The 23,283-nt window shown below is 62.0% G+C and carries 20 protein-coding genes; 8 read left to right on the forward strand and 12 right to left on the reverse strand.

The genetic code is table 11. From position 1 onward, the window contains the following. Window positions 1–145: 145 nt before the first annotated feature. The 3 genes from AUC43_RS06060 to AUC43_RS06070 all read right to left on the reverse strand — a co-directional run bounded on the left by AUC43_RS06060 (window position 146) and on the right by AUC43_RS06070 (window position 5,402). Entirely contained in the window at window positions 146–952 is an 807-nt protein-coding gene (locus tag AUC43_RS06060) for a DUF475 domain-containing protein (protein WP_068191029.1), read from the reverse strand. A gap of 101 nt (window positions 953–1,053) precedes the next feature. Continuing rightward, complete coding sequence (locus tag AUC43_RS06065) at window positions 1,054–2,415, reverse strand: CitMHS family transporter (protein WP_068191030.1); 1,362 nt, start codon at window positions 2,413–2,415, stop codon at window positions 1,054–1,056. A gap of 275 nt (window positions 2,416–2,690) precedes the next feature. Then, window positions 2,691–5,402, reverse strand: coding sequence for a TonB-dependent receptor (locus AUC43_RS06070; protein ID WP_068191032.1), 2,712 nt, complete (start codon window positions 5,400–5,402; stop codon window positions 2,691–2,693). A gap of 196 nt (window positions 5,403–5,598) precedes the next feature. Here AUC43_RS06070 and AUC43_RS06075 point away from each other — a divergent pair, with 196 nt between their 5' ends. Together AUC43_RS06075 and AUC43_RS06080 are read left to right on the forward strand one after the other, a co-directional pair. Then, complete coding sequence (locus AUC43_RS06075; protein ID WP_068191034.1) at window positions 5,599–6,285, forward strand: response regulator transcription factor; 687 nt, start codon at window positions 5,599–5,601, stop codon at window positions 6,283–6,285. 236 nt (window positions 6,286–6,521) lie between these two features. Then, window positions 6,522–7,799: a sensor histidine kinase gene (locus tag AUC43_RS06080; protein WP_068191035.1), complete on the forward strand. Its 1,278-nt coding sequence runs from the start codon at window positions 6,522–6,524 to the stop codon at window positions 7,797–7,799. Here the strand turns inward: AUC43_RS06080 and AUC43_RS06085 are convergent. Then, on the reverse strand, window positions 7,796–8,722 hold the full coding sequence (locus tag AUC43_RS06085; RefSeq protein ID WP_068191038.1) for an alpha/beta fold hydrolase: 927 nt from the start codon (window positions 8,720–8,722) through the stop codon (window positions 7,796–7,798). The two genes, AUC43_RS06080 and AUC43_RS06085, sit on opposite strands and share 4 nt — an antisense overlap. A gap of 193 nt (window positions 8,723–8,915) precedes the next feature. Here AUC43_RS06085 and AUC43_RS06090 point away from each other — a divergent pair, with 193 nt between their 5' ends. After that, window positions 8,916–9,656 (forward strand): DUF3891 family protein, encoded by a 741-nt coding sequence (locus tag AUC43_RS06090; RefSeq protein WP_068191040.1) that lies wholly within the window; start codon window positions 8,916–8,918, stop codon window positions 9,654–9,656. A gap of 41 nt (window positions 9,657–9,697) precedes the next feature. Here the strand turns inward: AUC43_RS06090 and AUC43_RS06095 are convergent, their stop codons facing one another. Continuing rightward, window positions 9,698–10,519: a DUF6503 family protein gene (locus AUC43_RS06095; protein ID WP_068191042.1), complete on the reverse strand. Its 822-nt coding sequence runs from the start codon at window positions 10,517–10,519 to the stop codon at window positions 9,698–9,700. 229 nt (window positions 10,520–10,748) lie between these two features. Here AUC43_RS06095 and AUC43_RS06100 point away from each other — a divergent pair, with 229 nt between their 5' ends. After that, on the forward strand, window positions 10,749–11,717 hold the full coding sequence (locus AUC43_RS06100) for a YihY/virulence factor BrkB family protein (protein WP_068191044.1): 969 nt from the start codon (window positions 10,749–10,751) through the stop codon (window positions 11,715–11,717). 205 nt (window positions 11,718–11,922) lie between these two features. Beyond that, window positions 11,923–13,116 (forward strand): hypothetical protein, encoded by a 1,194-nt coding sequence (locus AUC43_RS06105; protein WP_068191046.1) that lies wholly within the window; start codon window positions 11,923–11,925, stop codon window positions 13,114–13,116. An 83-nt stretch (window positions 13,117–13,199) separates the two neighbouring features. Here AUC43_RS06105 and rlmN read toward each other — a convergent pair whose 3' ends face one another. The 3 genes from rlmN to AUC43_RS06120 form a co-directional block, all read right to left on the reverse strand. Beyond that, window positions 13,200–14,282: a dual-specificity RNA methyltransferase RlmN gene (rlmN, locus tag AUC43_RS06110; RefSeq protein ID WP_068191049.1), complete on the reverse strand. Its 1,083-nt coding sequence runs from the start codon at window positions 14,280–14,282 to the stop codon at window positions 13,200–13,202. A gap of 46 nt (window positions 14,283–14,328) precedes the next feature. Continuing rightward, window positions 14,329–14,892: a hypothetical protein gene (locus tag AUC43_RS06115; RefSeq protein WP_157780955.1), complete on the reverse strand. Its 564-nt coding sequence runs from the start codon at window positions 14,890–14,892 to the stop codon at window positions 14,329–14,331. Window positions 14,893–14,983: 91 nt separating this feature from the next. Beyond that, on the reverse strand, window positions 14,984–15,412 hold the full coding sequence (locus AUC43_RS06120) for a thioesterase family protein (protein WP_068191053.1): 429 nt from the start codon (window positions 15,410–15,412) through the stop codon (window positions 14,984–14,986). Between the two features lie 13 nt (window positions 15,413–15,425). On the opposite strand from AUC43_RS06120, the gene mnmC2 reads away from it, so the two are divergent. The 3 genes from mnmC2 to AUC43_RS06135 all read left to right on the forward strand — a co-directional run bounded on the left by mnmC2 (window position 15,426) and on the right by AUC43_RS06135 (window position 18,251). Further along, a complete protein-coding gene (mnmC2, locus tag AUC43_RS06125; protein WP_068191055.1) occupies window positions 15,426–16,151 on the forward strand; it encodes a tRNA (5-methylaminomethyl-2-thiouridine)(34)-methyltransferase MnmC2 in 726 nt (241 codons plus the stop codon). 233 nt (window positions 16,152–16,384) lie between these two features. Beyond that, entirely contained in the window at window positions 16,385–17,683 is a 1,299-nt protein-coding gene (locus AUC43_RS06130) for a DUF2157 domain-containing protein (protein ID WP_068191058.1), read from the forward strand. Then, complete coding sequence (locus tag AUC43_RS06135; protein ID WP_068191060.1) at window positions 17,676–18,251, forward strand: GDYXXLXY domain-containing protein; 576 nt, start codon at window positions 17,676–17,678, stop codon at window positions 18,249–18,251. Before AUC43_RS06130 ends, AUC43_RS06135 begins: the two co-directional genes overlap by 8 nt. A gap of 236 nt (window positions 18,252–18,487) precedes the next feature. Here AUC43_RS06135 and AUC43_RS06140 read toward each other — a convergent pair whose 3' ends face one another. From AUC43_RS06140 to rimO, 4 genes are all read right to left on the reverse strand, one after another. Next, window positions 18,488–19,081 (reverse strand): 5-formyltetrahydrofolate cyclo-ligase, encoded by a 594-nt coding sequence (locus tag AUC43_RS06140; protein WP_068191061.1) that lies wholly within the window; start codon window positions 19,079–19,081, stop codon window positions 18,488–18,490. Window positions 19,082–19,115: 34 nt separating this feature from the next. Next, window positions 19,116–19,979 (reverse strand): carboxypeptidase-like regulatory domain-containing protein, encoded by an 864-nt coding sequence (locus AUC43_RS06145; RefSeq protein WP_068191063.1) that lies wholly within the window; start codon window positions 19,977–19,979, stop codon window positions 19,116–19,118. Between the two features lie 83 nt (window positions 19,980–20,062). After that, window positions 20,063–21,652 (reverse strand): bacillithiol biosynthesis cysteine-adding enzyme BshC, encoded by a 1,590-nt coding sequence (gene bshC, locus AUC43_RS06150; RefSeq protein WP_068191064.1) that lies wholly within the window; start codon window positions 21,650–21,652, stop codon window positions 20,063–20,065. Window positions 21,653–21,883: 231 nt separating this feature from the next. Then, window positions 21,884–23,197 (reverse strand): 30S ribosomal protein S12 methylthiotransferase RimO, encoded by a 1,314-nt coding sequence (gene rimO, locus AUC43_RS06155; protein WP_068191067.1) that lies wholly within the window; start codon window positions 23,195–23,197, stop codon window positions 21,884–21,886. Between the last annotated feature and the right edge of the window lie 86 nt (window positions 23,198–23,283).

The following is a 23,283-nucleotide window of genomic DNA, read 5'->3' on the forward strand; positions in this document are numbered from 1 at the left end:
TTAGGATACATTCTGAACGGTCATGCTGAGCGCAGCCGAAGCATCTCTACTGCAATAGTAAATAGATTACTTCCGCGGTAGAGATGCTTCGACTGCGCTCAGCATGACCGTTTTTTTTACCGGCTTTATGGGCTGTAGCTGCGCGTTAAGCAGCTTTGGCTTTTTCAGCTTCTTTGGCCTCGGCGGCGCGGTTGCCGCCGGGCCGCTGGGGCACGTTGAACAGCATCGACGTCGCCCACGGTACCAGGAACACGGCCACCGTAAGCACGGTGAGGGCCACATCGGCGGTTTCGCTTTCCAGCGCCTCGCTCAGCGGGTGGCCCGGCAGGAAGTGGGCCACCAGCGAAAGCATTAGCTTCAGCCCCAGAATGCCGATAACCACGAAAGCGGCGGTTTCCAGAAACGGGTAGCGGCCCATGAGCAGCACGAACGCCTGCGCCACCAGCCGCATGGCCAGAATGCCGATAAACACGCCCACCACTACCAGTATCAGGTTGTTGGTGAAGGCGACCACGGCAAACACGTTGTCGATGGAAAAGGCCAAATCCATCAGCTCAATCAGGGCCACGGTCGCCCAGAACTTGCCGAACAAGCCCAGTGTGCGCTTGTAAATCCAGCTTTTTTCCTTGTCTACGGTTTCATCGTCGTGGGAAGGGCGGGCCTTGAAATGGTCGTACACCAGGTACAGCAGGTACAGGCCGCCGAGGGGTTTCAGAAACCAGAACTTGATGAGGAAGGAGGCAAACACGATGCAGACCCCCCGAAACACGTAGGCCCCGATGATGCCGTAGCGCAAGGCCTTCTGGCGCTGCTCGCGGGGCAGGTCGCCCACCATGGTGGCCAGCACCGCGGCATTATCCACCGACAGCAGGCTTTCGATGATGACCAGGTTGCCCACAATGGCCGCCGAGGCCATCGGGTTGTCAAGAATTTGCTGGATGTATTGGTTCATGGGCAACAGGTAGAGACGGGGGCCGGCTACCTCACAGAGGAGGTAAAGGCTTAAAAAGCCACCGACAAATATTGTTCAGGGGCGCAACTGAACTTGGCCGGCTACCAGGAGATGATGCCCAGCAGCAGCGAAGTTATCAGCATTACCAGAACCGTACCGCAGGCCCATTTCAGCGTGAAGCGCTGGTGAGCCGCAAATTCGACGCCGGCCAGCCCCACCAGCAGGTAGGTGCTCGGCACCAACGGGCTGAGCAGGTGCACTGGCTGCCCCACCAGCGAGGCCTTGCCCATGGTAGCGGCCGGTATCCCGAATTGGGCGGCCGCTTTGGTAAAAAACGGCAGGATACCGAAGTAAAACGCGTCGTTCGACATAAAGAACGTGAGCGGCGCACTCACCACCCCGGTCAGCACCGGGAAGTGCGGCCCCAGCTCAGCGGGCACCAGCTGGACAAACGTCTGGGCCATGGCATCGACCATGTGGGTGCCGCTGAGAATGCCCGTGAAAATGCCCGCCGCAAACACCATCGCCGCCACCGACAGCGCGTTGCTGGCGTGGGCCGCAAACCGCTGCCGCTGCTGGCTCAGGTTGGGGTAGTTGAGCACCGCGGCCAGCGCAAACGCCAGCATAAACAGCACCGGCAGCGGCAGCAGCTCGCGTACCAGCGCCACCATCAGCCCAATGGTGAGCAGGGCATTTATCCACAGCAGGCGGGGCCGGCGCAGGGCTTTTTCCTCGGGCGAAAGCGTCAGGTCCAGGGCTTCGGCGGGCTCGCCCACTGGGGTGGGCAGGCCCGCCGCCAGGCCCAGCACAGCGGTTTTCTTTTTGGAATCGGAAGCGGCGGCCTGGTGCAGGCCCAGGCGCTTGCGCTCCTGCTGCCCGAAGCGCCAGGCCACGTAAAACACCCACACCAGCCCCGCGCCCATAGCCGGAATCAGGGGGTTGAAGAGCTGGGTGCTGTCGAGGTGCAGCGCGCTCATGGCGCGGGCCGTGGGGCCGCCCCAGGGCAGGATGTTCATCACGCCGCCCACCAGCATGTTCATGCATGTTAGTATCAGCGGGTTGATGCCCAGGCGCCGGTATAGCGGCAGCATGGCCGTGACCACGATGATGTAGGTAGTGGCACCGTCGCCGTCCAGCGATACTAGCAGAGCCAGCAAGGCCGTGCCCACAATGATTTTGAGCGGGTCGCCGTGGGCCACGCGCTGAATGCGGTTGATTACCGGGTCGAACAGCCCCGCGTCCGTCATCAGCCCAAAGTACAGGATGGCAAACACCAGCATGATGCCGGTAGGGGCAATGTTCTTGATGCCGTCGAGCATCATCGGCCCCATCGTGGCGCCGAAGCCGGTGGCCACCGCAAACGCCACCGGCACCAGCAGGAGCGCCGTGATGGCCGAAAGACGGTTCGTCATAATCAGCACCATGAAGGTGAGAATCATGGCAAAGCCAGCAAGTGCGAGCATGACGTGGGTGGGATTTGGGTGTGGGAGGGTAGAAAGGGTGCCGCTAAGGCGTTGTTAAGCCAAAAATGACTCTATGCCAAAAAGAACGTCATGCTGAGCTTGTCGAAGCATCTCTACCGCTTCTTTGCGGGGATGCTCACCAACCAGACCACTGCGAGTTATTTGCCTCATTCGTTGCAGCGAATGATTTACTCTCGTGGTAGAGATGCTTCGACAAGCTCAGCATGACGTTCTTTTTTCATCGGCTAGTGTTCAGCCGTTAGCTCAAGCAGCTACTAGAAGCTTAAGCGCAGGGACGTGAAGTAATACGCGCCCATGAAGCCGAACTGCGAGGTGAAGCGCGTGTAGGGCGTTTGGCCCGAGGCCGTGAGCTGGGGGAACGCAATCTGGTCGGGGTACACGTTGAACAGGTTGTTGGCGCCGAGCGTGAGGCCGATGCGCGGCGTGAAGCCGTAGGTAACCGAAGCGTCGGTGATGATTTTGGCGGAGAACGTCTGGTCCAACTCGGGCGTGGTCTGGATGGCGGTTACTTCGCCGAAGCGGGTGGCGCGCACGAGGCCTTCAATTTTCTTGTAGCGGTAGTTGGCCGAGCCGATGAACTTAGAGCGCGGCTGGGCCTTCTCAATCAGCCCAATCATCACGCGGTCCACCAGCGGGGTGCCCAGGCTGGAGAGCTTGGCGGGGCTGCGTACTTCGCCCTGTACCTTGGTTTCGTTCAGGGCCATGGCCAGGTTCAGGCCCGCTTCCTGGTCGCGGTCCATGCGCTTGCGGTAGCTGGCCACCACGTCGAGGCCGCGGGTGCGGGTATCCAGGGCGTTGGAGAAGAACTGTACCTGGGCAAAGCCGGAGCCGGCAAACGTGGGCGCCAGGGCCGGCTTGGTGGCGTCGAGCTGGCCCGAAATCACCACCCGGTCGGTGATGTCAATCTGGTAGGCGTCGGCCGTGAACACGAGGTCGGGCGTGACCTGGGCTGTCAGGCCGAGGTTGTAGTCGAGCGTGGTTTCGGCCTTGAGCTTGCCTACGCCCAGCTGCTGCACGTAGGGGTTGTCGTTGCGCAGGTGGGCGATGGGGTAGGAGTCAAACACGCCGTTGAGAGTCAGCCACTGAGCGTCGGCGTAGTTAGAGTAGTAGAGCTGGTGCATCGACGGGGCTCGGAAGCCGCGGTTGATGGAGCCACGCACCGAAAACAGCTCCGTGAACTTGTAGCGGGTCGAGACCTTGCCGCTCACGTTGGCCCCGAAATCGGAGTAGTTTTCGAAGCGGCCGGCCACGCCCACCAGGAATTTGTCGCTAATGTCGCTGAGCACGTCCACGTACACGCCCACGTTGTTGCGGGTGCGCTTCACGGCGTTGGCCGCCCCGATGCCTTCGCGGCCGCTGCTGCCCACGTCGGCCACGCCGGGGTTCACCGTGCCCTTTTTCCAGGAAGCTTCGTCGCCGGCCAGCAGCTGGTACTGCTCCACGCGGAACTCGCTGCCGTAAGCCAAGCTCAGCGATTTCAGGCCGCTTACCTCAAAGGATTTCGACACGTTCACATCGGCCAGGACCTGGCCGAATTTGTTGGTACCGGTGTAGAAACTGGTGGGCGAATTGCTGCCGTACGAGGGGTTTACCGTGTGGTTGGCGTAGGTCTTGATGACGTTCTGGCCGAAGCCGGCGCTCAAATCCACGTTCCAGCCGCCCGCCGTTTTGCTGCGCACGCCCACCGTAGAGGCCACGTCCTGCACCGTGGCCGGAAACACGGGGTTGTAGCCGTTCGGGAACAGCGAGAGCACTGCGCGCGCCTTGTTGCTGGGGTTGCGGAAGAAGCCGTAGGCCGTCATGTCCTTGTAGGAATACCCGCCGAAGGAATACAGGCGCCATTTTTCGCCCAGGGCCACCTCGCCGTTGTAGAAAAACTGGCCCATGGTGTTTTTGGCCGTGCCGTAGGTGGTCACGTCGCGGTTGAAGCCTTTCACGGCCACCAGCGAGTCGTCTTTGCGCTGGTTAGAGTTGTACACGCGGCCGGTGTAGTTGCCCGAGCGGTCGGTGGGGTCGTTGTGGTGGCCTTGGGCCGTGAGGTTCAGGAAGCCGTCGCGCTTGCCCACGGGCAGGCCGAAGTTGATGCCTGTATCATAAGTAGCGCCGTCGCCCTTCTGGGTGATGCCGTAGTTGCCGGTGACCACGCCGCCGCGCGGGTTTTTCTTGAGCACAATGTTTACGATGCCCGCAATGGCGTCGGAGCCGTACTGGGCGGCTGCGCCGTCGCGCAGAATCTCCACCCGCTCGATGGCGGCCGTGGGAATGGCGTTCAGGTCGGTGCCCACCGAGCCGCGGCCCACCACGTTGTTCACGTTCAGGGCCGAGGACTGGTGGCGGCGCTTGCCGTTTACGAGCACCAGCGTCTGGTCGGGGCCGAGGCCGCGCAGGGTGGCCGGGTCCACGTAGCTCGTCACGTTGCTGATGGCGTGCTTAGTAGAGTTAAAGGAAGGGGCCGTGAAGTGAATCATCTGGCCCAGTTCGGTCTGGCCGGTTTTGGTGATTTCCTTGGCCGTGAGCACGTCCACGGGCACGGGCAGGTCCACGTTGGTGCGGGCTTCGGAAGCCCGGTTGCCCACTACTATCACGTCGGCGATGGTGTGGGTGGTGGTTTTCATGGGTACGTTGAGCGTGGTAGCGCCGGCGGGCACCTCGATTTCGCGCAGTTCGTAGCCTACGTAGGATACCACCAGCACGTCACCGTCTTCCACGTCGAGCGTGAAGGCGCCGTTGGCATCGGTGGTGGTGCCGCGGTTGGTGCCTTTCACGGCCACCGAGGCGAAGGCCAGCGGCGATTGGTCGGTGCCGTCGAGGATGCGGCCGGTGAGGGGGCGGCGGGCGGCGGGGTGCTCCAGCGCCGTGGCGCTCATGGCTGCCGTAGCCGCGGGCGCCGGCCCAACGACCAGTTGCGCGGCCAGCAGCAGCCCGGCGCCTTTGGTCCAGTTCAGGTAAGGTAGGCGTGCGTTCATGGAAGTAGTGGTGAGGTGGGAATGATTGTGAGAATTGGATGGCGAAGGTGCCCGTCGATTTAGAATACATTTAGAATAATGCCCGCTTTGCTCAAAAAATCGTTTGCGGAAAAATTGAGCTGCGGAGAGCCGCGGCCCGCCCCGGGCAAATGCTGCTACCTTGCCGGTCCTTATTTAACTCCCTTCCCACTCCGGCATGAAACTGCTTCTCGTCGAAGACGAACCCGAGCTGCTGGCCAGCGTGGTGAGCTACCTGCAGGCGCAGCACTACGTGTGCGAAGTGGCCACCACCTACGACCAAGCCCAGGAGAAAATGCTGCTGCACGACTACGAGTGCATCGTGCTCGACCTAACCCTGCCCGGCGGCGACGGCCTCGATTTGCTGCGCGAGCTGCAGCGCCACCAGAAGGCGGCCGGCGTCATTATCACCAGCGCCCGCGCCGCCGTGGATGACCGCATCACCGGCCTGGAGCTGGGCGCCGACGACTACCTGCCCAAGCCCTTCTACCTGCCCGAGCTCAGCGCCCGCATTGCTGCGCTGGTACGCCGCCGCCACTACCAGGGCACCAACCTGCTGCAGGTGGGCCTATTGAGCGTGGACGTATCGGCCCGCCGCGCCAGCGTAGCCGCCCAGCCCCTCACCCTCACCCGCACGGAATTCGATTTGCTGCTGTTGCTGCTGGCCAACCAGGGCCGCGTTATCACCAAAGGCGCCATCGCCGAGCACCTCTCCGGCGACGTGGCCGAGCAGTTCGATACGTACGAAAAAGTCTACGCCCACGTCAAAAACCTCAAGCGCAAGCTGACCGAGGCGGGCGCGCCGAATTATATTCGAATGGTGTACGGGTTGGGCTACCGCTTCGACCCCAACCCAGCTACCTAGCCGACCCTCACACTCCCCTCCTTACCAAGGAGGGGACGCTGGCGCAACGCGCCAGCTGGGGTGGTTGAATCGTTGAACGATAGTAGAACGACTTGTGCTGGAACATCTGGCGGTAGCATCGTTCGGGTATCGTTCGGGTGTCGTGCAACGAATCCAACCACCCCCGTCCGAACCTGCGGTTCGAACATCCCCTCCTTATCCAAGGAGGGGAGTTGCATTTACTCCATCGCTCCCGCATGAAGCTCCTGGCCCGCACCACCGTCATCTTCCTGATTTACGCCAGCGTGGTGGCGGCAGCGGGCACGTTCGTGTACTATGAGTTCATCCGCAAAATCTACTACGCCTACGTTGACCGCACGCTGAGCCGGCGCAAGCTGCGCGTCGACAAGGCCTTGCGCCTGCACCTGCGCACGCCCTCCGACCTCACCTTCTGGCACAAGCTCGACCACAACGTGGAGTTTGTGCCGCTGCCGGCACCCGGCCCGCCCACGCGGTTTAGCCAGCGCATGATGTATAATGAGCTGACCGGCCAAGTGGTGCCCTATCGGCAACTGGCGGCGCCGGTGCAGTTTCAGGGCCGGCCCTACCGGCTGGAGCTGCGCACCACCATGCTCGATAGCCAGGAGCTGCTGGCGCGCATCGTAATGGCCGGCGCGCTGCTGTTTGGCGTGTTGCTGGTGGGGCTGCTGGTGTTGCAGCACTTCCTGGCCCGCCGGCTCTGGGCGCCGTTCTACCACACGCTGGGCCAGCTGCAGCAATACAAGCTCGACCAGCACCAGCCCGTGCACCTGGCCCCCACGCGCATTCCCGAGTTCAAAGAGCTCAATTCGGCCCTGAGCCGGGTGCTGAACCGCAACCAGCGCATCTACCACCGCCAGAAAGAATTCACCGAAAACGCGGCTCACGAGCTGCAAACGCCCCTGGCCATCCTGCGCACCAAGCTCGACCTGCTGGTGCAGGAGCCGGGCCTCACCGAGGAGCAGGCCAGTCACATCGAGCCCCTGCTGGACGTGACGCAGCGCCTCACCCACCTCAGCCGCAGCCTGCTGCTGCTGGCCCACCTCGACCAGCAGCTGTTTTTTCCTTCCGAAACGGTGGACCTCGCCGCCGTCGTCCGTACCCAGCTGGGGCAGCTGCGCGAGCAGCTCGAAGCGGCCAACCTCACGCTGGTAACCGAGGGCCTGGCGCCCACGCTCACCGTGGCCGCCAACCGGTCGCTTATCGAAATCCTGGTGAGCAACCTGCTCAGCAATGCCATTCGGCACAACGTGCCCGGCGGTGAGCTGCGCGTCCAGCTCACGCCGGAGGCGCTTACGGTGGAAAATACCGGCCGCCCGCAGGCCCTGCCCGCCGACCAGCTCTTTGTGCGCTTCCGGCCCGGCCCCGAGCGGCCGCCCGGCAGCGTGGGGCTGGGGCTGGCCATTGCCCGCCAGATTTGCGAGACCTACGGCTTTTTATTGAGCTACCACTACGAGGCGCCGGGTCGGCATTCCATGCGGGTGCGCATTCATTAAGCCGGCCGGAGCGGGCCCAGCAAGCGGCGTGTTTCTTCCAGAATTTCAGCCCAATTTTCCAGATACATCATGTGGCCTTGGCCGGGCAGCAAGTGCACCCGCGCTCCGGCAATGCGGCTGGCCAGGTAGGGAATGTTGATGGGGTCCCATACGCCATCGGCGGTGCCGTGCCAAAGGGTAGTGGGTGCACGCACATCCTCAATGGCAAAGCCGGGCCGCCGGCACCATGCCTGGGCATCGTCGAACACGCCGCGGCCGTGGTGCGCGAAGCCTTGCACGGCCGCATCGCGCAGCAACTCTCGGAACCCGGGCTTGGACGTAACGTCTTGCTCGGCCTGGCGCATCAGGCGGATACACCAGTCGATGGCCCGGTCCGGATTGCGGGCCCACTGCCGGCTGAGCCAAAGAAAAGAGGCCCGATTTAGCCAGGGAAAACCGGTCTGGCCCCAGCGCAGGGCTTTCCAGGTTGGGGTAAGCTGGCGGTATGCCGCGGGCTCGCCCAGCGGCAGGCAGGTGCTGAGCAGCTGCACGGCCGCCACCCGCTCCGGGTAGCGGGCCGCCAGGGCCAGGGCATGCACCCCACCCACCGACCAGCCCAGGGCAGCCACCGGCCCCGCCACGCCCAACGTGTCGAGCATGGCCACCACGTCGTCGGCAAAAGAGGGGAACGTGAGCGGGCGGTACACACTGGAAGCCCCCACTCCTGGCCGGTCGGGGGCGAGGATCTGCAGCTGCAGGCGGTCGAGCAGGGCCACGGTGGGCGGCAGCTCCAGGCTGGAGGAGCCAAAGCCGTGGTGAAACACCGCGACTTGGTGCGCCGGGTTGCCGTAGCGCGTCAGGCCCAGGGTGCGGCCATCGGGCAGCTTCACGGTGAGGGGCGTAAACAGGGCTTGGGTGGGGCTGGCTCCATGGGCGTCGGGCATGGCCGGGATACGGTGGGCGAGCGGGCGGGTTGGCAACGGCCTTTTTCTTCGGTGATACTTGGCAATGCCGCTGCGGTCGCTAGCCAGGGTAGTTGAGCTAAAATGGGCCAAGCTGGAGCGGCCCCCGGCACTACGGCAACCCCCCGGCGGCCTTTCCAGTTGAAAGGTGGCTGCTCAAGCCTTTTTGCATTCTATGATAGTTAATTCCACTCCTGCCGGCTGGCAAATTATTTACCAGCAGGCCCATGCCCTGCTCGCGGCGCAGCTCGCCTGGCTGTGGCCGCCCACCCTCGCCCCCGACCGCTGGATGGGCCTGCTGGCCGCGGCCGCTCAGCACGACGACGAGCAGGAAGAATGGCACAAGCGCGGCGGCCACCACGGCCTGACGCCCGCCGGCGCCCCCGCCAACTTCACCCAAAAGGAATTCTCCATGGCCCAGGCCCGCGGCGTGATGGCCGCCGCCCGCTACCAGGGGCAGTGGCGCAGTCTGCTCACCAGCATGCACCTGAGCTGCCTGTACGAGAGCCTGCGGGGCAGCACCCCAGCCATCACGGACTTTCTCGACGAGCTGCGCACCGGGCAGCAGCAGTGGCGCCGCGCCTTGAAGGTGAAGAAGGAAGAAGCCCAATCGGCCTACGACCTGCTGCACTGGGCCGACCGGCTATCACTTATCCTATGCCGGGGCGAACTGCCGGAAATGGGCCGCTCCCTCGAAATCAGCCGCGGGCCCGACGGGCAGCGCTACGACGTGCGCCAGCCCCACCCCGGCGGCCCCATCCACGTGGAGCCCTGGCCCTTTGTACTCGACGAAGTAGAGGTAACCGTAGAAGCCAGCCTGCTGACGCAGCTGCAATACCGCGACGATGCCGAGCTAGCGGCTGCCTTGCGCGAGGCACCTATCGAAACCCTGCGCTGGACGCTGCGCCGGCCCTAAGGCCACGGCTAGAAAACCGCCGGGCGGCTGGCCGGTACCGGCTACTTGAGTTTGGCCACCGGCGTTTTGCTCGTCATCACGTCGGCGGGCAGGGTCTGGGTGGCGGCAATGTTGTCGAGGCGGCCGGGCTTGGCGGCCTCGCTGCGGCCGGCGGCCAGCAGGATGCTGCCGTGCTTCCCGTACTCGTTCCAGCGGCGGCGGAAGGCCGGTTGCGCGTCGGTGGCAGTGGCGAAATACGCCCACTCGTCCACGAGGCCGGTGGCGCGGTTTACCAGCACTTCGTAGCGGTTTTGGGGCGTCACGCCTACGTTTTTGAAGGTCATCTGCAGCACGTCGGCCACGGCGCCGTCCATGGTTTTGGCTTCGCCCTTGTAGGTGAGCGTCACGCCCGAATCCTTGAGCTTAAACGGCATGAGCAGCCAGTAGGAGTTGTTTATCCAAATGGCGGGTAGCCGCTCAAGGGTCTTTTGGCCGGCGGGCGAGGCCGAGATGTCCTGGCCCCGGCTGTAGACGTGGCCCTGCTTGGTGCTCAGGTTGAAGTTGGCCACGAGCGAATCTTTTTCCCAGTGGAAGTCACCGGTATACTTGTCCCAAATCTGGTACTGGCCCCCAAAGAAGCTCCAGGCCAGAAAGCGGGTGTTGCGCCAGGCGTCGTAGCCGCCCATTTCGCGCATCACGCGGTCGGCAATGGCCACGGCTTTGGGATCGGAGCCGGCCACGTCAAAGCCTTCGGCGGCCGGGTAAGACACTGCCAAGCCGCCTTTGGTCTTCATTTTTTGCTTCTGGGCCTGGGCCGGGCCCGCCAGCAGCAGGCCAAATGCGGCAAACAGAAACACGTGCACCAGGCGGGAAAGGGAGAACATAAGCGGGATTGAGTATGAGTAAAAGAAGCGCGATTGGGCAGCAAGATACGAGCAAGGCGCACGGAAGTGGCGCGTCGGTTCCAACTCAACTTGGCTTGCGGCAGGGTCCGAGCGGCCCTGCTTAGCGGCCTGCCACGGTACAGGTGCCCGGCGGCCGGGCCAACGCGGCTGCCCGCCGGCCGTACTAGTGGCAATAATCCTGGTTTTCGCTGCTTAAAATTTCCGCTGCATGGCACATTATAAGTTTTCCGACGTGGTGGCTGTCCTCAAATCGTCGGCCTCGGAATTCAGCAACAACAACTCCTTTCGCCACGCGGCGGCGCTTTCCTACTACACCATTTTTTCGTTGCCGCCGCTGCTGCTCATCGTCATCACGGTGGCCAGCGCTGCGTATGGCGGCGAGGCCCTCACCGGGCAGATTTACGGCCAGCTAAAAGGGCTGGTAGGCCCCGATTCGGCCAAGTTTCTGCAAGACAGCATCGCCAAGTTCACGCTGCAGCAGCGCGGCCCCATCGCCACCACCATAGGCGTGGCCACGCTGATTTTTGCGGCCACCACGTTTTTCGTCACCCTGCAGGAGAGCATCAACGACATCTGGAACCTGAAGGTGAAAACCGAGGGCATCGGCATTGGCGCTTTCATCAAGCAGCGGTTTCTGTCCTTTGGCCTCATTCTGAGCGTGGCCTTGCTGCTGCTTATCTCCTTTGTGATAAGCGCGGTGCTGAGCGCCTTCACCGGCTGGCTGCAGCAGGTGCTGCCCATGGTGGGCGTGGTCGCCATCCGGCTCGTCGATTTTACGTTGTCGTTGGGCGTCACCACGCTGCTCTTTGCATTGATTTACCGTTTTCTGCCCGATGCCATTATTCGCTGGAACGACGTGCTCATCGGCGCCTTTATCACAGCGCTGCTCTTCGTTATCGGCAAGTTCCTCATCGCCTTCTACATCGCCAAGTCTGACCCGGGCTCGGCCTTTGGGGCGGCAGGCTCGGCCATTGTGCTGCTGCTGTGGGTCAACTATTCCTCGCTCATCATCTTTTTCGGGGCCGAGTTTACCCAGGAGTTTGCCGACATGTTTGGCCAGAAAGTGCAGCCCAAGTCCCACGCCGTGCGGGTGCGCCTGCAGGAGTTTGCGCCCGGCGAGTCGCACGAAGAAGTTGCTACGGGGCGCCCGCGTTCCACCGGCAGCTGGCGTTCCTAAGGCCCCGGGGTTTTCCGGAATGTCCCTTTTTTCGGGGGAGTTGGGTTGGCTTATCGAAAGAAAATAGCCGGCTGCGGGACGTTGAGGCAATTTGCCGCGCAACAATGGGCTGCTTTTCCAGCGCGCCAGAAGTCCTTTAATTCAAAATTTGGCATTGCGGCGATATGGGGATATAAAGCCATCTTTGGGGAAACCAAACTCCTCAATGAATACATCTCTACGTTCGCTTTGCCTGGGTTCCGCGCTGGGCTTATTCGGCCTGCCGGCCCTGGCCCAAGCCCCCGCCGAGCGGGTCCTGGTGGTGAGCCCTACCGTGGGCGAGGTTATCGACGGCGGCGAGAAGGCCCGTTTTGGGCTGTTCCCCGCCTACGCGGCCGACAACTTCGTGGAAGCCCGGTTTATGCGTTCCCTCACGCCCGACAGCGCCATCACGCTGCGCGCCCGCCTGCGCGACGGCCGCTTGGATGCCCGCCCGTATTCCGAAGCGGAGTTTCTCGCCGTGCGCGAGGCCATAGCGCGCCGCGTGCAGGAGCTGGGCGCCCAAGCCACCGCTCCAGCGGCCATTGCGGCGCAGCAAGCGCCCAACCCGCCCGTCAGCACCAAAGCAGTTCCCGAAATCATAGGCCGCACCTACAGCGTCGAGCTGCTGTCGGGTAGCTCGTTCAATGGCATCCTGCGGGCCAGTAATGCTGAGGAACTGGAATTTGAAACCAAAGACCTGGGCCTGGTGAAAGTGCAGCGGGCCAACCTGAAGCGACTGGAGCTGCTCACGGAGCAGCAAGCCAAAAAAGGCTTTCAGGACGTGGGCAACGGCACGCGCCTGCTCTTTGCGCCCACGGCCCGCAACCTGCGCCGCGGCGAGGGCTACGTACAGGACATCGAAGTCTACTTCATCGGCGCCAACTACGGCATCACCGATAATATTTCGCTTGGCGTGCTGGTGCCGGTAATCCCCTTTATTGCAGGCAAAGCCTTTGCCATCACGCCCAAGGTGAGTGTGCCGGTTAGCGAAAAATTTCACGTGGGCGTGGGCGCGCTCTACGCCCGCGTCTCAGTCTCAGCGTTTGGCGTAAGCGCCGGCGGCGGCATTGGCTACGGCGTAGGCACCTACGGCACGGCCGACGACAACGTGACGCTGGGCGTCGGCTATGGCTTCACCGACCGCGGCGAAACCAGCAGTAGCCCGGTGGTGGTGCTGGGCGGTGCCAAACGCATCTCCAACTACGTTTCGCTCATCAACGAAACGTACATCTACGATGGCGGAGCCCTCGGCCTCGTGGGTGGGCGCTTCCATGCTAAGCGCTTCAGCGGCAGCCTGGGCGCTGCGTACGGCACCAACGTGGGTGGCATTTACCCCGCCTACCTGGAAGCTGCTTACCGGTTTGGTAAAAACAAGTAGCTCAACTTCGTCATGTCATAAAGAAGCCCGCTTTCCGGATAGGAAAGCGGGCTTCTTTATAAAATTGAGCTGAACCTTGCGGCTTAAGCGGCTACGTCGCTTTTCTCCTTCACGGCTAGCTGCCCGCAAGCGGCGTCGATGTCCTTGCCGCGGCTCCGGCGCACGTTGGTTTGCACGCCACGGTCGGCCAGGTACTTGTGGAATGCGGTGAGCTTGTCGTCGCCAGTGTTTTTGTAGTCGGCGTTTTCGATGGGGTTGTACTCAATCAGATTCACCTTGCAGGGCAGCCACTTGCTGATTTTGAGCAGGTTTTCGGCGTCCTCCAGCGTGTCGTTGAAGTTGTCGAACACGATGTATTCGTAGGTGACCTTGCGGCCGGTTTTCTGGTGGTAGTACTGCAGGGCTTCCTTCAGCGCGGCCAGGGAGTTAGCCTCGTTGATGGGCATGATTTCGTTGCGCTTGGCATCGGTGGGCGCGTGCAGCGACAGGGCCAGGTTGGCCTTCACGTCGTCGTCGGCCAGCTTCTTAATCATCTTGGCGATGCCGGCCGTGCTGATGGTGATGCGGCGCGGGGCCATGTTCAGGCCGTCGGGCGCGGTGATGCGGCGCACGCTTTCCACCACGTTGGCGTAGTTGAGCAGGGGCTCGCCCATGCCCATGTACACGATGTTGGTGAGCGGCGTGCCGTACTGGCTTTCGCACTGCTCCCGGATGCGCACCACTTGGTCGTAAATCTCGGCCGCGTCGAGGTTGCGCTTGCGGTCCATGTAGCCCGTGGCGCAAAACTTACAGGTGAGCGAGCAGCCCACCTGACTCGAGATGCAGGCCGTCATGCGGGTGTCGTGCGGAATGAGCACGCCCTCCACAATGTTGCCGTCGTAGAGCTTAAACGCCGATTTGATGGTGCCGTCGTTCGAGAGCTGCTTGTTCTGCACCGTCACGCCATTTATCACAAAGTGCTGGTCCAGCAGCTCACGCGTGGCCACCGAGATGTTGTTCATCTCCTCAAACGTGGCGGCGGTGTTCTTCCACAGCCACTCCGTCACCTGCTTGGCGCGGAAGGGCTTCTCGCCGTGCTCCACCATAAAGGCTTTCAGCTCATCGGGCGAGGTTTTGCGGATGTCACGTTTCTTAAAGGTGGGGGCGAGGGGCAGTTCCAGAAGCATAGCACAAAGATACAAGCAGGCAGGGCGTTGGGTTCCCCGCCCGGCCTCAACAGCAGCTGTGCACTGCTACTGCTTTTGCTTGTTTGGGCGAATAAGCCAGGGTGCGCGTATTTTCATCGCCCAGCAGGTACTCAAAACCTGGGGACTGAAGCTGCTGGATTTCCGTCCACGTTTCCCGGCTGCCGTTGTAATCGGCATCGAATACGCGTTTGGCGTCAATGGCGTGGGCCGAAAAGTGCGGTGCCTGAAAGAACGTATCAACCCGCTTCAGAATGTAGGCTTGGCGGTCGGCGCTGGCGGCAATGGGCGGCTCATCTTTGAGCAAGGCTTTGGCAGGAAAGTGCTCTGACCAAAGGGTGTCGCCAGCGGCCGAGGTAATAAAAAAATGTGCGTCTGCCGTCAGCGCATCATCACCAAGCAGCTGTAAGCGGAAGCTGTCGGGCTTTTCGGTACTCGAGAAATTATGCGTCACGGCTGCTTCTCGCAACACTTTGCCCGCGGGCGCAGGGCTGATGGCAACCTTGGAGGTGGCTTCCGTAGGACCTGCAGAGTCGGTAGACGAACAGGCGGCAAGGGCGAGTAATAACAAGCTGAAGCAGAAGGAGCGCATGGTATAAGTATTAAGATATGCCAAGGTATACCTAATTTTTATTAATGCATTTATTTATACACTACTTTATTCCAAACCACGCCCCGGTACGCTAGCCGGCTACTTGCGCCGCCAATTCCTCGGGCAGCAGGCGCAACTTGCGCACGTTGTAATCGAAGCACAGCATGCCGGTTTTAGCACGGGCTATTTCCTTGCCGGCTTGGTTGTGCACGTGGTACACCACGTCGAAGCCGTACTTGCTGGGGTCGGCGGCAGCCATTTCGAAGCGCAGCACGTCGCCGTGAAACGCCTCGCCTTTGTACTCCACGGCCACATCGACCATAATGAGGCCGAGCTTGGAAACGGGGTCATAATCGTTCTGCATCCCCAGCGAACGCAGGAAATGCACCCGCGCTTCGTGCAGCAGGCCCAGCAGCGCGTCGTTGCCGAGGTGGCCGCCGTAGTTGAGGTCGGTGATACGAACGGGGATTTCGGTGGCGAAGGAGAAGGTATCGGGCAGGGCTACTTTTATGCGGGCCATCGTTTAATGATGAATGAAGAATGAAGAGTTCTTTGCGGGGCCAAAGGTAGAAGTGCGCCTCACGAGAGACGGCTCGGCTACGCTATACGTGCCCGCCCTGAACGAGCAGTACCACTCGCGGCACGGCGCGCGCCAGGAATCTGAGTTCGTCTACCTACAGGCCGGGCTGGCGCCGCTGCTCGCTGTCGGTGCCGGGCAGCGCGGCCGCCCGCCGGTGCGCCTGCTCGAAGTTGGGCTGGGCACCGGGCTCAACGCGCTGCTGACCTTGCACCATGCCCAGCAAGCCGGCGCCGCCGTGGCCTATGACGCCCTCGAAACCCTGCCACTGCCGGCTGCCGTGGTGGCCGCGCTGGCTCCCGAGTGGGAGGCGCAGCCGGGCGAGGCCGGGCGCTGGTTTCGGGCGCTGCACGCCGCCCCGTGGGGCGAGGCGCACCCGCTGGCGCCGGAGTTCTGCCTTACCAAGCTGCACCAGCCCTTGCAGGAAGCTGCTTTGCCCACCGCCCACTACGACTTGATTTATTTCGATGCCTTCGCTCCCGAAAAACAGCCGGAGCTGTGGGAGGAGGCCATTTTTCGGCAGCTCTACAATGCCGCCGCGCCGGGTGCGGCGCTGGTGAGCTACTGCGCGCAAGGCCAGTTTCGGCGCAACCTGCGAGCGGCCGGCTGGCTCACCGAAAAGCTGCCCGGCCCGCCCGGCAAGCGGGAAATGACGAGGGCCAGAAAGCAGCCAGCAGATTAAAGAACGAATGCTCCCCTCCTTAGTAAGGAGGGGATGTTTCAGCGCCAGCTGAAACGGGGGTGGTTGAGCCGGTGAACGACACCCGAACGATTCCTTTGCGAGTCGTTCGGGTATCGTTCAACGATTCAACCACCCCAGTTGGCGCGGCGCGCCAACGTCCCCTCCTTGATAAGGAGGGGAGTTTTTCGTTCTTTACGCGTCCTTTCGCCTTTTCACGACTTTACCACTCCCCGTTGTCCCGCAAATTCCTCGAAACCGAAGGCCCCGCTTGGGTTGCCGAAGGCCTCATCAGCGAAGAGCAGCGGCAGAAATTGCTGGCCCGCTACCCGCCCGAAGCGCAGGCCCTGGGCTTGCTCCCGTTGCTGGGCAGTGTGCTGGTGGGCCTGAGCGCGCTGAGTGTGGTGGCTGCCAACTGGCAGGCCCTGCCCGATGCGCTTCGCCTGGCCATCCTGCTGGGCAGCCTCACGGGCTCATACGCCGCCGGGGCGTACTTTCTGCGGCGCGGCAACCCCGATTTGGGCCACGGCCTCATTGGGCTAGGGCTGATTCTGTTCGGGGCCAGCATCATTCTCACCAGCCAGCTCTACCAGCTGGTGGGCTACGACGTGAGTGGCCTGGTAGCCTGGGTGGTGGCCGGCGTGGCCCTGAGCTACGTGTACGGCTCGCGCCTGCTGGTATTGCTCACGGTGGTGATAGGCGCCGCCGTGCAAACGTATTGCGTGGAGTCGCTGGGCAGCTTTAGCTATGCCACAGCGGTGATGGTGGCGGGCGGCCTGGGCTACTACTGGTGGCGCCGGCCCGAGGTGGTGAGCAGCACGGTGCTGGCGGCGGGCCTGCTCTGGCAAATTGGGCTGCTCATCATTGTGCTGCACGCCAAAATCACTTGGTTTTTTGTGCCGGCCATGCTGGTTTACGCCGCTGGCGACTGGCAACCCAACCGTCCCGGGGGCTGGGCCCTGCAGGGCCCGCCGCTGGTCGCTGCGTACCTGTTCATGTTTGGGCTGGCCACTTTTGGCGAAACCGATACCTATGCCAACGTGCTGCGGCCGCCGCTGCTGCCGTACCTGGGGGCGCTGGCGGCGGTGCTGGCCCTGTCGGTAGCGGGCAAGCGGGCACGCGGCCGGCTCGATACCTTGCTCGACTGGCTGCTGCTTTTGCCGGGTTTCTACCTGCCGGGCGGGCTGCCGCTGGCAGTGGCGACGCTGGTGGTGCTGTATGCGCACGCGGGCTCGGTGCTCGCCCGCGCCCACCGCAACGAAGACCCCGAGCAGCTCACCATCGGGGCGGTACTGTTTGTGGCGTCGACCATGGTGGCCTACTTCAAGCTGACCTGGGCGTTTTTGGATAAGTCGCTGTTCTTCCTGCTAGGCGGCGTGCTGCTGCTGAGCTTGAGCTGGTACCTGCGCCGCCGCAATGCCCAGGTGCTGGCAGCAGCTACGCCTCCGTCTTCACCCGCCCCAAATTCGGCCTCGGCCAACACTTCCGCCGCGCCTTCGGCGCCCAACCCGGAAACCCCACCCCGCAATGCCTGACTTGCTGACCTGGTTTTCGAAACCCACGCGCCGTCGGCCGCTGCTGCGCTTGCTGGTAGCGGCGCAGGTGCTCTACGTGCTGGGAGTGGCCGGGGCGGGCTATGCCACGGCTGCTTTCGGCCAGCACATCATCCTGGCCACCACGCCCATCGACCCGCGCGATTTGCTGTATGGCGATTTCGTGCGCCTGCACTACGCCATCAGCGAGGCGCCGCTGCGTCTGTGGCACGATGTGGCCCAGCCCCCGCGCCGCCGGCAGGGCGTATTCGTGCTGCTGGCTCCCGGTCCCGATAGCCTCAGCACCACGGTAGGAGTTTATCCCAAGGCACCTCAGCCCGGCTCCGGCCAGGTGGTGCTGCGCGGCTGGGTTACCAACGTGTACCGCACGTCCTTCGGCCTGCGCTTCAACCTGGAGCGCTACTACGTGCCCGAAGGCAGCGGCCTGCGCCTGGAAAAGCTGGGCCGCCTGCATCCCCTGCGCGTGCGCGTCAGCATTGCCCCCTGGGGCCAGGCCCGCATTGCCAAAGTTGAGGAAGTGAAGGCGCCGGGTACTCCGGTAGTTCGGTAAAATTGCGTCTTGCTGATTGTAGCAGCGGTCCTGCAGTGCGCAGCAAAATGCTTTGCTGCGCCATCTGTCATGCTGACGAAGGAAGCATCTTATCCCTGCTGAACGATTTGTGCTAGCCTGATAAGATGCTTTGCTGCGCTCTGCATGACAGGCGATTATTGACAGCCGATTGAATTACTATCCCACGCGAGATGCTTCGCTGCACTATGCATGACGAACTGAGCCTTCAACCAAGCCTAAAACCGCCACACGCCACTAGGCGTCAGGTAGGCATGCAGGGGGATATCGGTAGGCAGCACATCGGCAATGTGAGCGACGGGTGCATCATCCAGCACGCTTACGCCGATGAAGCTGGTATTGGAGCCACATTGGGCTAAAAACCGGTCATAAAAACCGCCGCCGTAGCCCACGCGGTGGCCGGCTTCGTCTACGGCCAGCAGGGGCACCAGCACGGCATCAAACGCCGCTGCTGAGACTTCGGGGGCAGCTACAACCACCGGCTCAGGAATGCCCCAGCGATTGTCTTGAAGCGGCGTGTTGGGCGTCAGCTCGTAGTGTTTCAGCGAAATGCCATCGGGCTGTACTACCGGTGCTGCAAGTCGGACGTCCAGCTTCTCGGCCCACAGGCGCTGAATAATAAGCCAGGTGTCGGGCTCATTATGGCGGGCCAGCGGCAGAAACACGTGCAGCCAGCGCCACTCAGCCACAGGAAAATGCTGGAAAAGCTGCTTGCACAATTGCTGACTGCGCTGCGCAATTTCGGCGGCCGACATGGCCTGGCGGCGAGCGAGGGTAGCGCGGCGAATTTTGGCCTTCGTGAAATCTTCCATCAAACGAATACTTTCAGCGGAATAAGGCTTCCCATTAGTCGTTCACCGTCACGTAGAAGCTGAGGCGGGGCTGCATGCCAGCCATCAGCGCTCCAATCGAAGTCTTCTTCCATGGGGCCTGGCTAGTGAAGCAGTAATATATTTCGTTGTGGAAATAACCCAAGGCAGCGGAAAATGCAAATTCGGCCCCGTTTGGTGCAGGGTTGTCCCATTTCAGCAGCTCGATTGCCAGGAAAAAATCCTCGTTCAGCACTAGCTGGTCGGCGCTTAAATCGACGGTTATAGGGCCGCGCACGATGGGGCTGGTCACGATAACATCGCGGGGCAAAAGCTTGACTTCGGTCGGCGTGCCATTGGGTCCCAGCCGGTACATGTTCACCCGAAACGTAACCTGGCCCGGCGAGCTGCGAGCGATGTTGAACACGGCATTCACAATGCGCGTCGGCTGCCGGCTGAGCTTGATAACCGTGCCCACCTGTCCGCCCAAGCTGTTGCTGGCGAGCGTGTTGGTAGCCATTTCGGCGTTGCCTGTGTTGCCCAGCGTGTGGGTGCGGCGAAATATGGCCTTGCCGCGCACCTGCACCTCGGCCAGTGGCACGGCCTCCGGCGTGAGCTCGGCATTTGGCTGGGTGGCCAGCTCGGCCAGCGTGAGGTTGCGGGCCGCGTAGCCAAGACTGGAAATGCGCACCGTCTCAGCCACCAGAGACTTCTGAAAAGCCAGCGTGTAGCGGCCCTGCTCGTCGGCCACGGTGCCCAGGCCCTTACCCACCACGCCAATGTTCACGTAAGGTAGTGCCGCGTGGGTGCGGCTATCGGTGATGCGGCCGGTAATGGGTTGGGCTACGGCCGAAGCAATAAGCAGCAACAGGAGCAGCGAGGTTAGGCAAAAGGATTTCAAGCAGAAAGGCAGGTAGAGTCGTCGACAAAGATGCCGCCTACCTGACAGATGTGCAAAAGTGTCCGGAGGCTGCCCAGACGTTACTATTCCTCTAGCACTGTGAACTCCAGCTTCAGCGGCTCAAACGCAACCATCAGGTCCTGAATAAATTCGGGGTTGTTAATCAAGATGCTCAGCACGTTGTCGGTGCGCTCTTGCAAGGCGCCGCCGGGAAAAAGCTTGTCTTTGAGGTGGGCGAGCTGCGTGAAGGCCGTTTCGTGCTTCATTTCAGCGGCTTTGCTCAAGCGCTTTTCGAGGCCGGCGAGGCCGACGGCGGCTTTCTGGGCTTCGGCGGCCACGGTGCGCACCAGGGTAGGGTCGAGGCGTTGGGCTACTTCCTGCACTTGCTGGAACGCGGCGGCCAGGGCCTGCTGCTGCTCCTTTAGGCTGATTTCTTCCTGGCCCAGCGCGGCGCCTACCTGCTTTTTCAGCTCGGGCAGCGGGCGGAAGATTTCGCGCCAGGTGAGCCCCAGCTTTTTGAGCTTGCCCGCATTGGGCCGGCTGATGTACTCGGCCGAATTGCGCGGCAACACAATGGGCATGGGCACATCAAAGGCCGCAAACACGTCCTTGAGCTGAAACCAATACGCTACCTCGGCCGCCCCGCCGATGTACACCAGATTGGGCAACAAAATCTCCTGGTACACCGGCCGCAGCACCACGTTGGGGCTGAACCGCTCTGGGTGCTTCCGCGCTAGGGCCAACAACTCTTCCTGGCTGTGGCAGCGGGCCGTGTTCCGGATGGTTACTTCCACGCAGTCGGCGCCGCTGGCATCGGGCTCCAGCCGCTCGCGCTTGCCTTCGTCGGTGATGTAAAACAGGTTGATGGGGCGCGAATACACTTGGGGCTTGTAGCCCGCGGCGGTCAGGCGGGCGTTGGTGGCCTGCACCGCGGCGTTGGATACCTGCTCCTTGATTTCTTTTTCCAACAGCGGCACCAGGGTCTGTTTCAGGCTGGGTCGGTCGGCATCCAGCGTCACCAGGCCAAACTCGCCAAACAGCGCATCGGCCAGCCGGCGCGTGGCCTCGGCCAAGGTCTTGGACTCGGCATAGGCTTTGTGAAAAGCAGCCGGCACCTCGGGTGGTAGCTGGTCGAGCAATTGCTCGGCAAAGCCGTCGAGCGACAAACGACCCACCGGGCCGCCGGTGTTCGGCGAGTCCCAGGAATAGGTTTTGCCGAAAAGCGAGAAGTGGTTGATTTCAGCGAAATCGTGGTCCTCGGTGGCCATCCAGTACACCGGCACAAAGTCGTACTGCGGGTAGGCTTCCTTCAGTTGCCGGCTCAACTTAATGGCCGTCACGATTTTGTAGATAAAATACAGCGGCCCCGTAAGCACGTTGAGCTGGTGCCCGGTCGTCACGGTGAACGTGGTGGGCTCGGCCAGCAGCAGCAGGCTGGTTTCAATAGCCGGCTCGGGGTCGGGCGCAAAGCCGTACTGGTCGCGCAGGGCCGCCACCAGGCGCTTGCGGGCCTCGGGCGTGTAAGTGGCCTTCTTCTCCTCAATCTGAGCCGCAAAGTTTTCCAGCGACGGCCAGCGGTTGTAGAAGGGCGCCAGCGCGGGCTTCTCGGCAATGTAGTCGGTCAGCAGGCCGGAAAACGCGCCGGTTTCGGCGTAGGATAGTGTCTGAATCACGGATTTAAGCGGATTTGGCGGATTTCACGGATTTCACGGATTTTCAAGAATTCGGGTCCGGAAAGCGAAGGTCGGGGTTAAACAAAAAAGGCAGCCTCTTGGCTGCCTTTTGAGCATTTAAATATTGAGCAAGCCACGCTGGTCATCGCTAACCAAAGAGAAGCGTTAGGGAATAATTGAGCTGAAAGCTGGCAAAAAGACCAAGCCCAGGCTGACTTTTCAGCCGCTGGACTAATCCAAGTGGCCGTACAAGTCAAAGTCCGTAGCCGAGGTGATTTTCACGTTGGCAAAGTCGCCGAGGCGCACAAACGTGTCTTTTTCCACCGGCACCAGCACTTCGTTGTCCACTTCGGGCGAGTCAAACTCGGTGCGGCCTACGAAGTGGCCGCTTTCCTTGCGGTCGAACAGCACCTTGTAGGTCTGGCCCACGCGGGCTTCGTTCAGCTCCATTGAAATGCCCTGCTGCAGCTCCATGATGGCATCGGCGCGCTCCTGCTTCAGCTCGGCGGGCACGTCGTCTACCAAGGTGTGCGAGTGCGTGTTTTCCTCGTGCGAGTAAGTGAAGATGCCCAGGCGCTCGAAGCGCGTCTGCTCCACAAAATCATACATCTCGCGGAAGTCCAACTCGGTTTCGCCGGGGTGGCCGGCAATGAGCGTGGTGCGCAGGGCAATGCCCGGCACCCGCTGCCGAATGGTGTCCACCAGCTCCATGGTGCGGCGCTTGGTGATGCCGCGGCGCATGGTTTTGAGCATGTTGTCGGAGCCGTGCTGCAGGGGCATGTCGAGGTACTTGCAGATGTTGTCGCGCTCGGCCATCACGTCCAGCGCATCCAGCGGGAACTGCGAAGGGTAGGCGTACTGCAGGCGAATCCAGTCGATGCCGTTCACGTCGGATAGGTTGCGCAGCAAGTCGGCCAGCTTGCGCTCGCCGTAGGCTTGAAGGCCGTAGTAAGTCAGGTCCTGGGCAATGAGAATCAGCTCCTTGGTGCCCATGCCGGCCAGGCGCTTGGCTTCTTTCACCAGGTCCTCGATGGGGCGGTCCACGTGCTTGCCGCGCATCAGCGGGATGGCGCAGAACGAGCAGGGGCGGTTGCAGCCCTCGGCGATTTTGAAGTAGGCGTAGTGGCGCGGCGTGGTGATGAGGCGCTCGCCAATCAGTTCGTGCTTGTAGTCGGCGTTGAGCACCTTCAGCATCTGGGGCAACTCCAGGGTGCCGAAATAGGCATCAACCTGGGGGATTTCTACCTCCAGCTCGTCCTTGTAGCGCTGCGAGAGGCAGCCCGTCACGTAGAGTTTGTCGAGGCGGCCGGCTTCCTTCTCATCCGCGTAGCGCAGGATGGTGTCGATGCTCTCCTGCTTGGCGTTGTCGATAAAGCCGCAGGTGTTGATAATCACAATGTTGGCGTCCGACTGCTCGGCTTCGTGGGTCACGTCGAAGTCGTTGGCCTGGAGCTGGCCCATCAGCACTTCGCTGTCCACGATGTTCTTGGAGCAGCCCAGGGTAATGACGTTTACTTTGTTGGTGGTTTGATTTCTAACCTTCATGAATCACGATTTTGTCGAAATGCGAGCCTAGGAGGCAGATTTCGTAGGGGTAGCGGGCCGCCGGTTGGGGCTGGAATAAAAGTCTG

The sequence above is a fragment of the Hymenobacter sedentarius genome, assembly GCF_001507645.1.
Taxonomy (GTDB): Bacteria; Bacteroidota; Bacteroidia; order Cytophagales; family Hymenobacteraceae; genus Hymenobacter; species Hymenobacter sedentarius.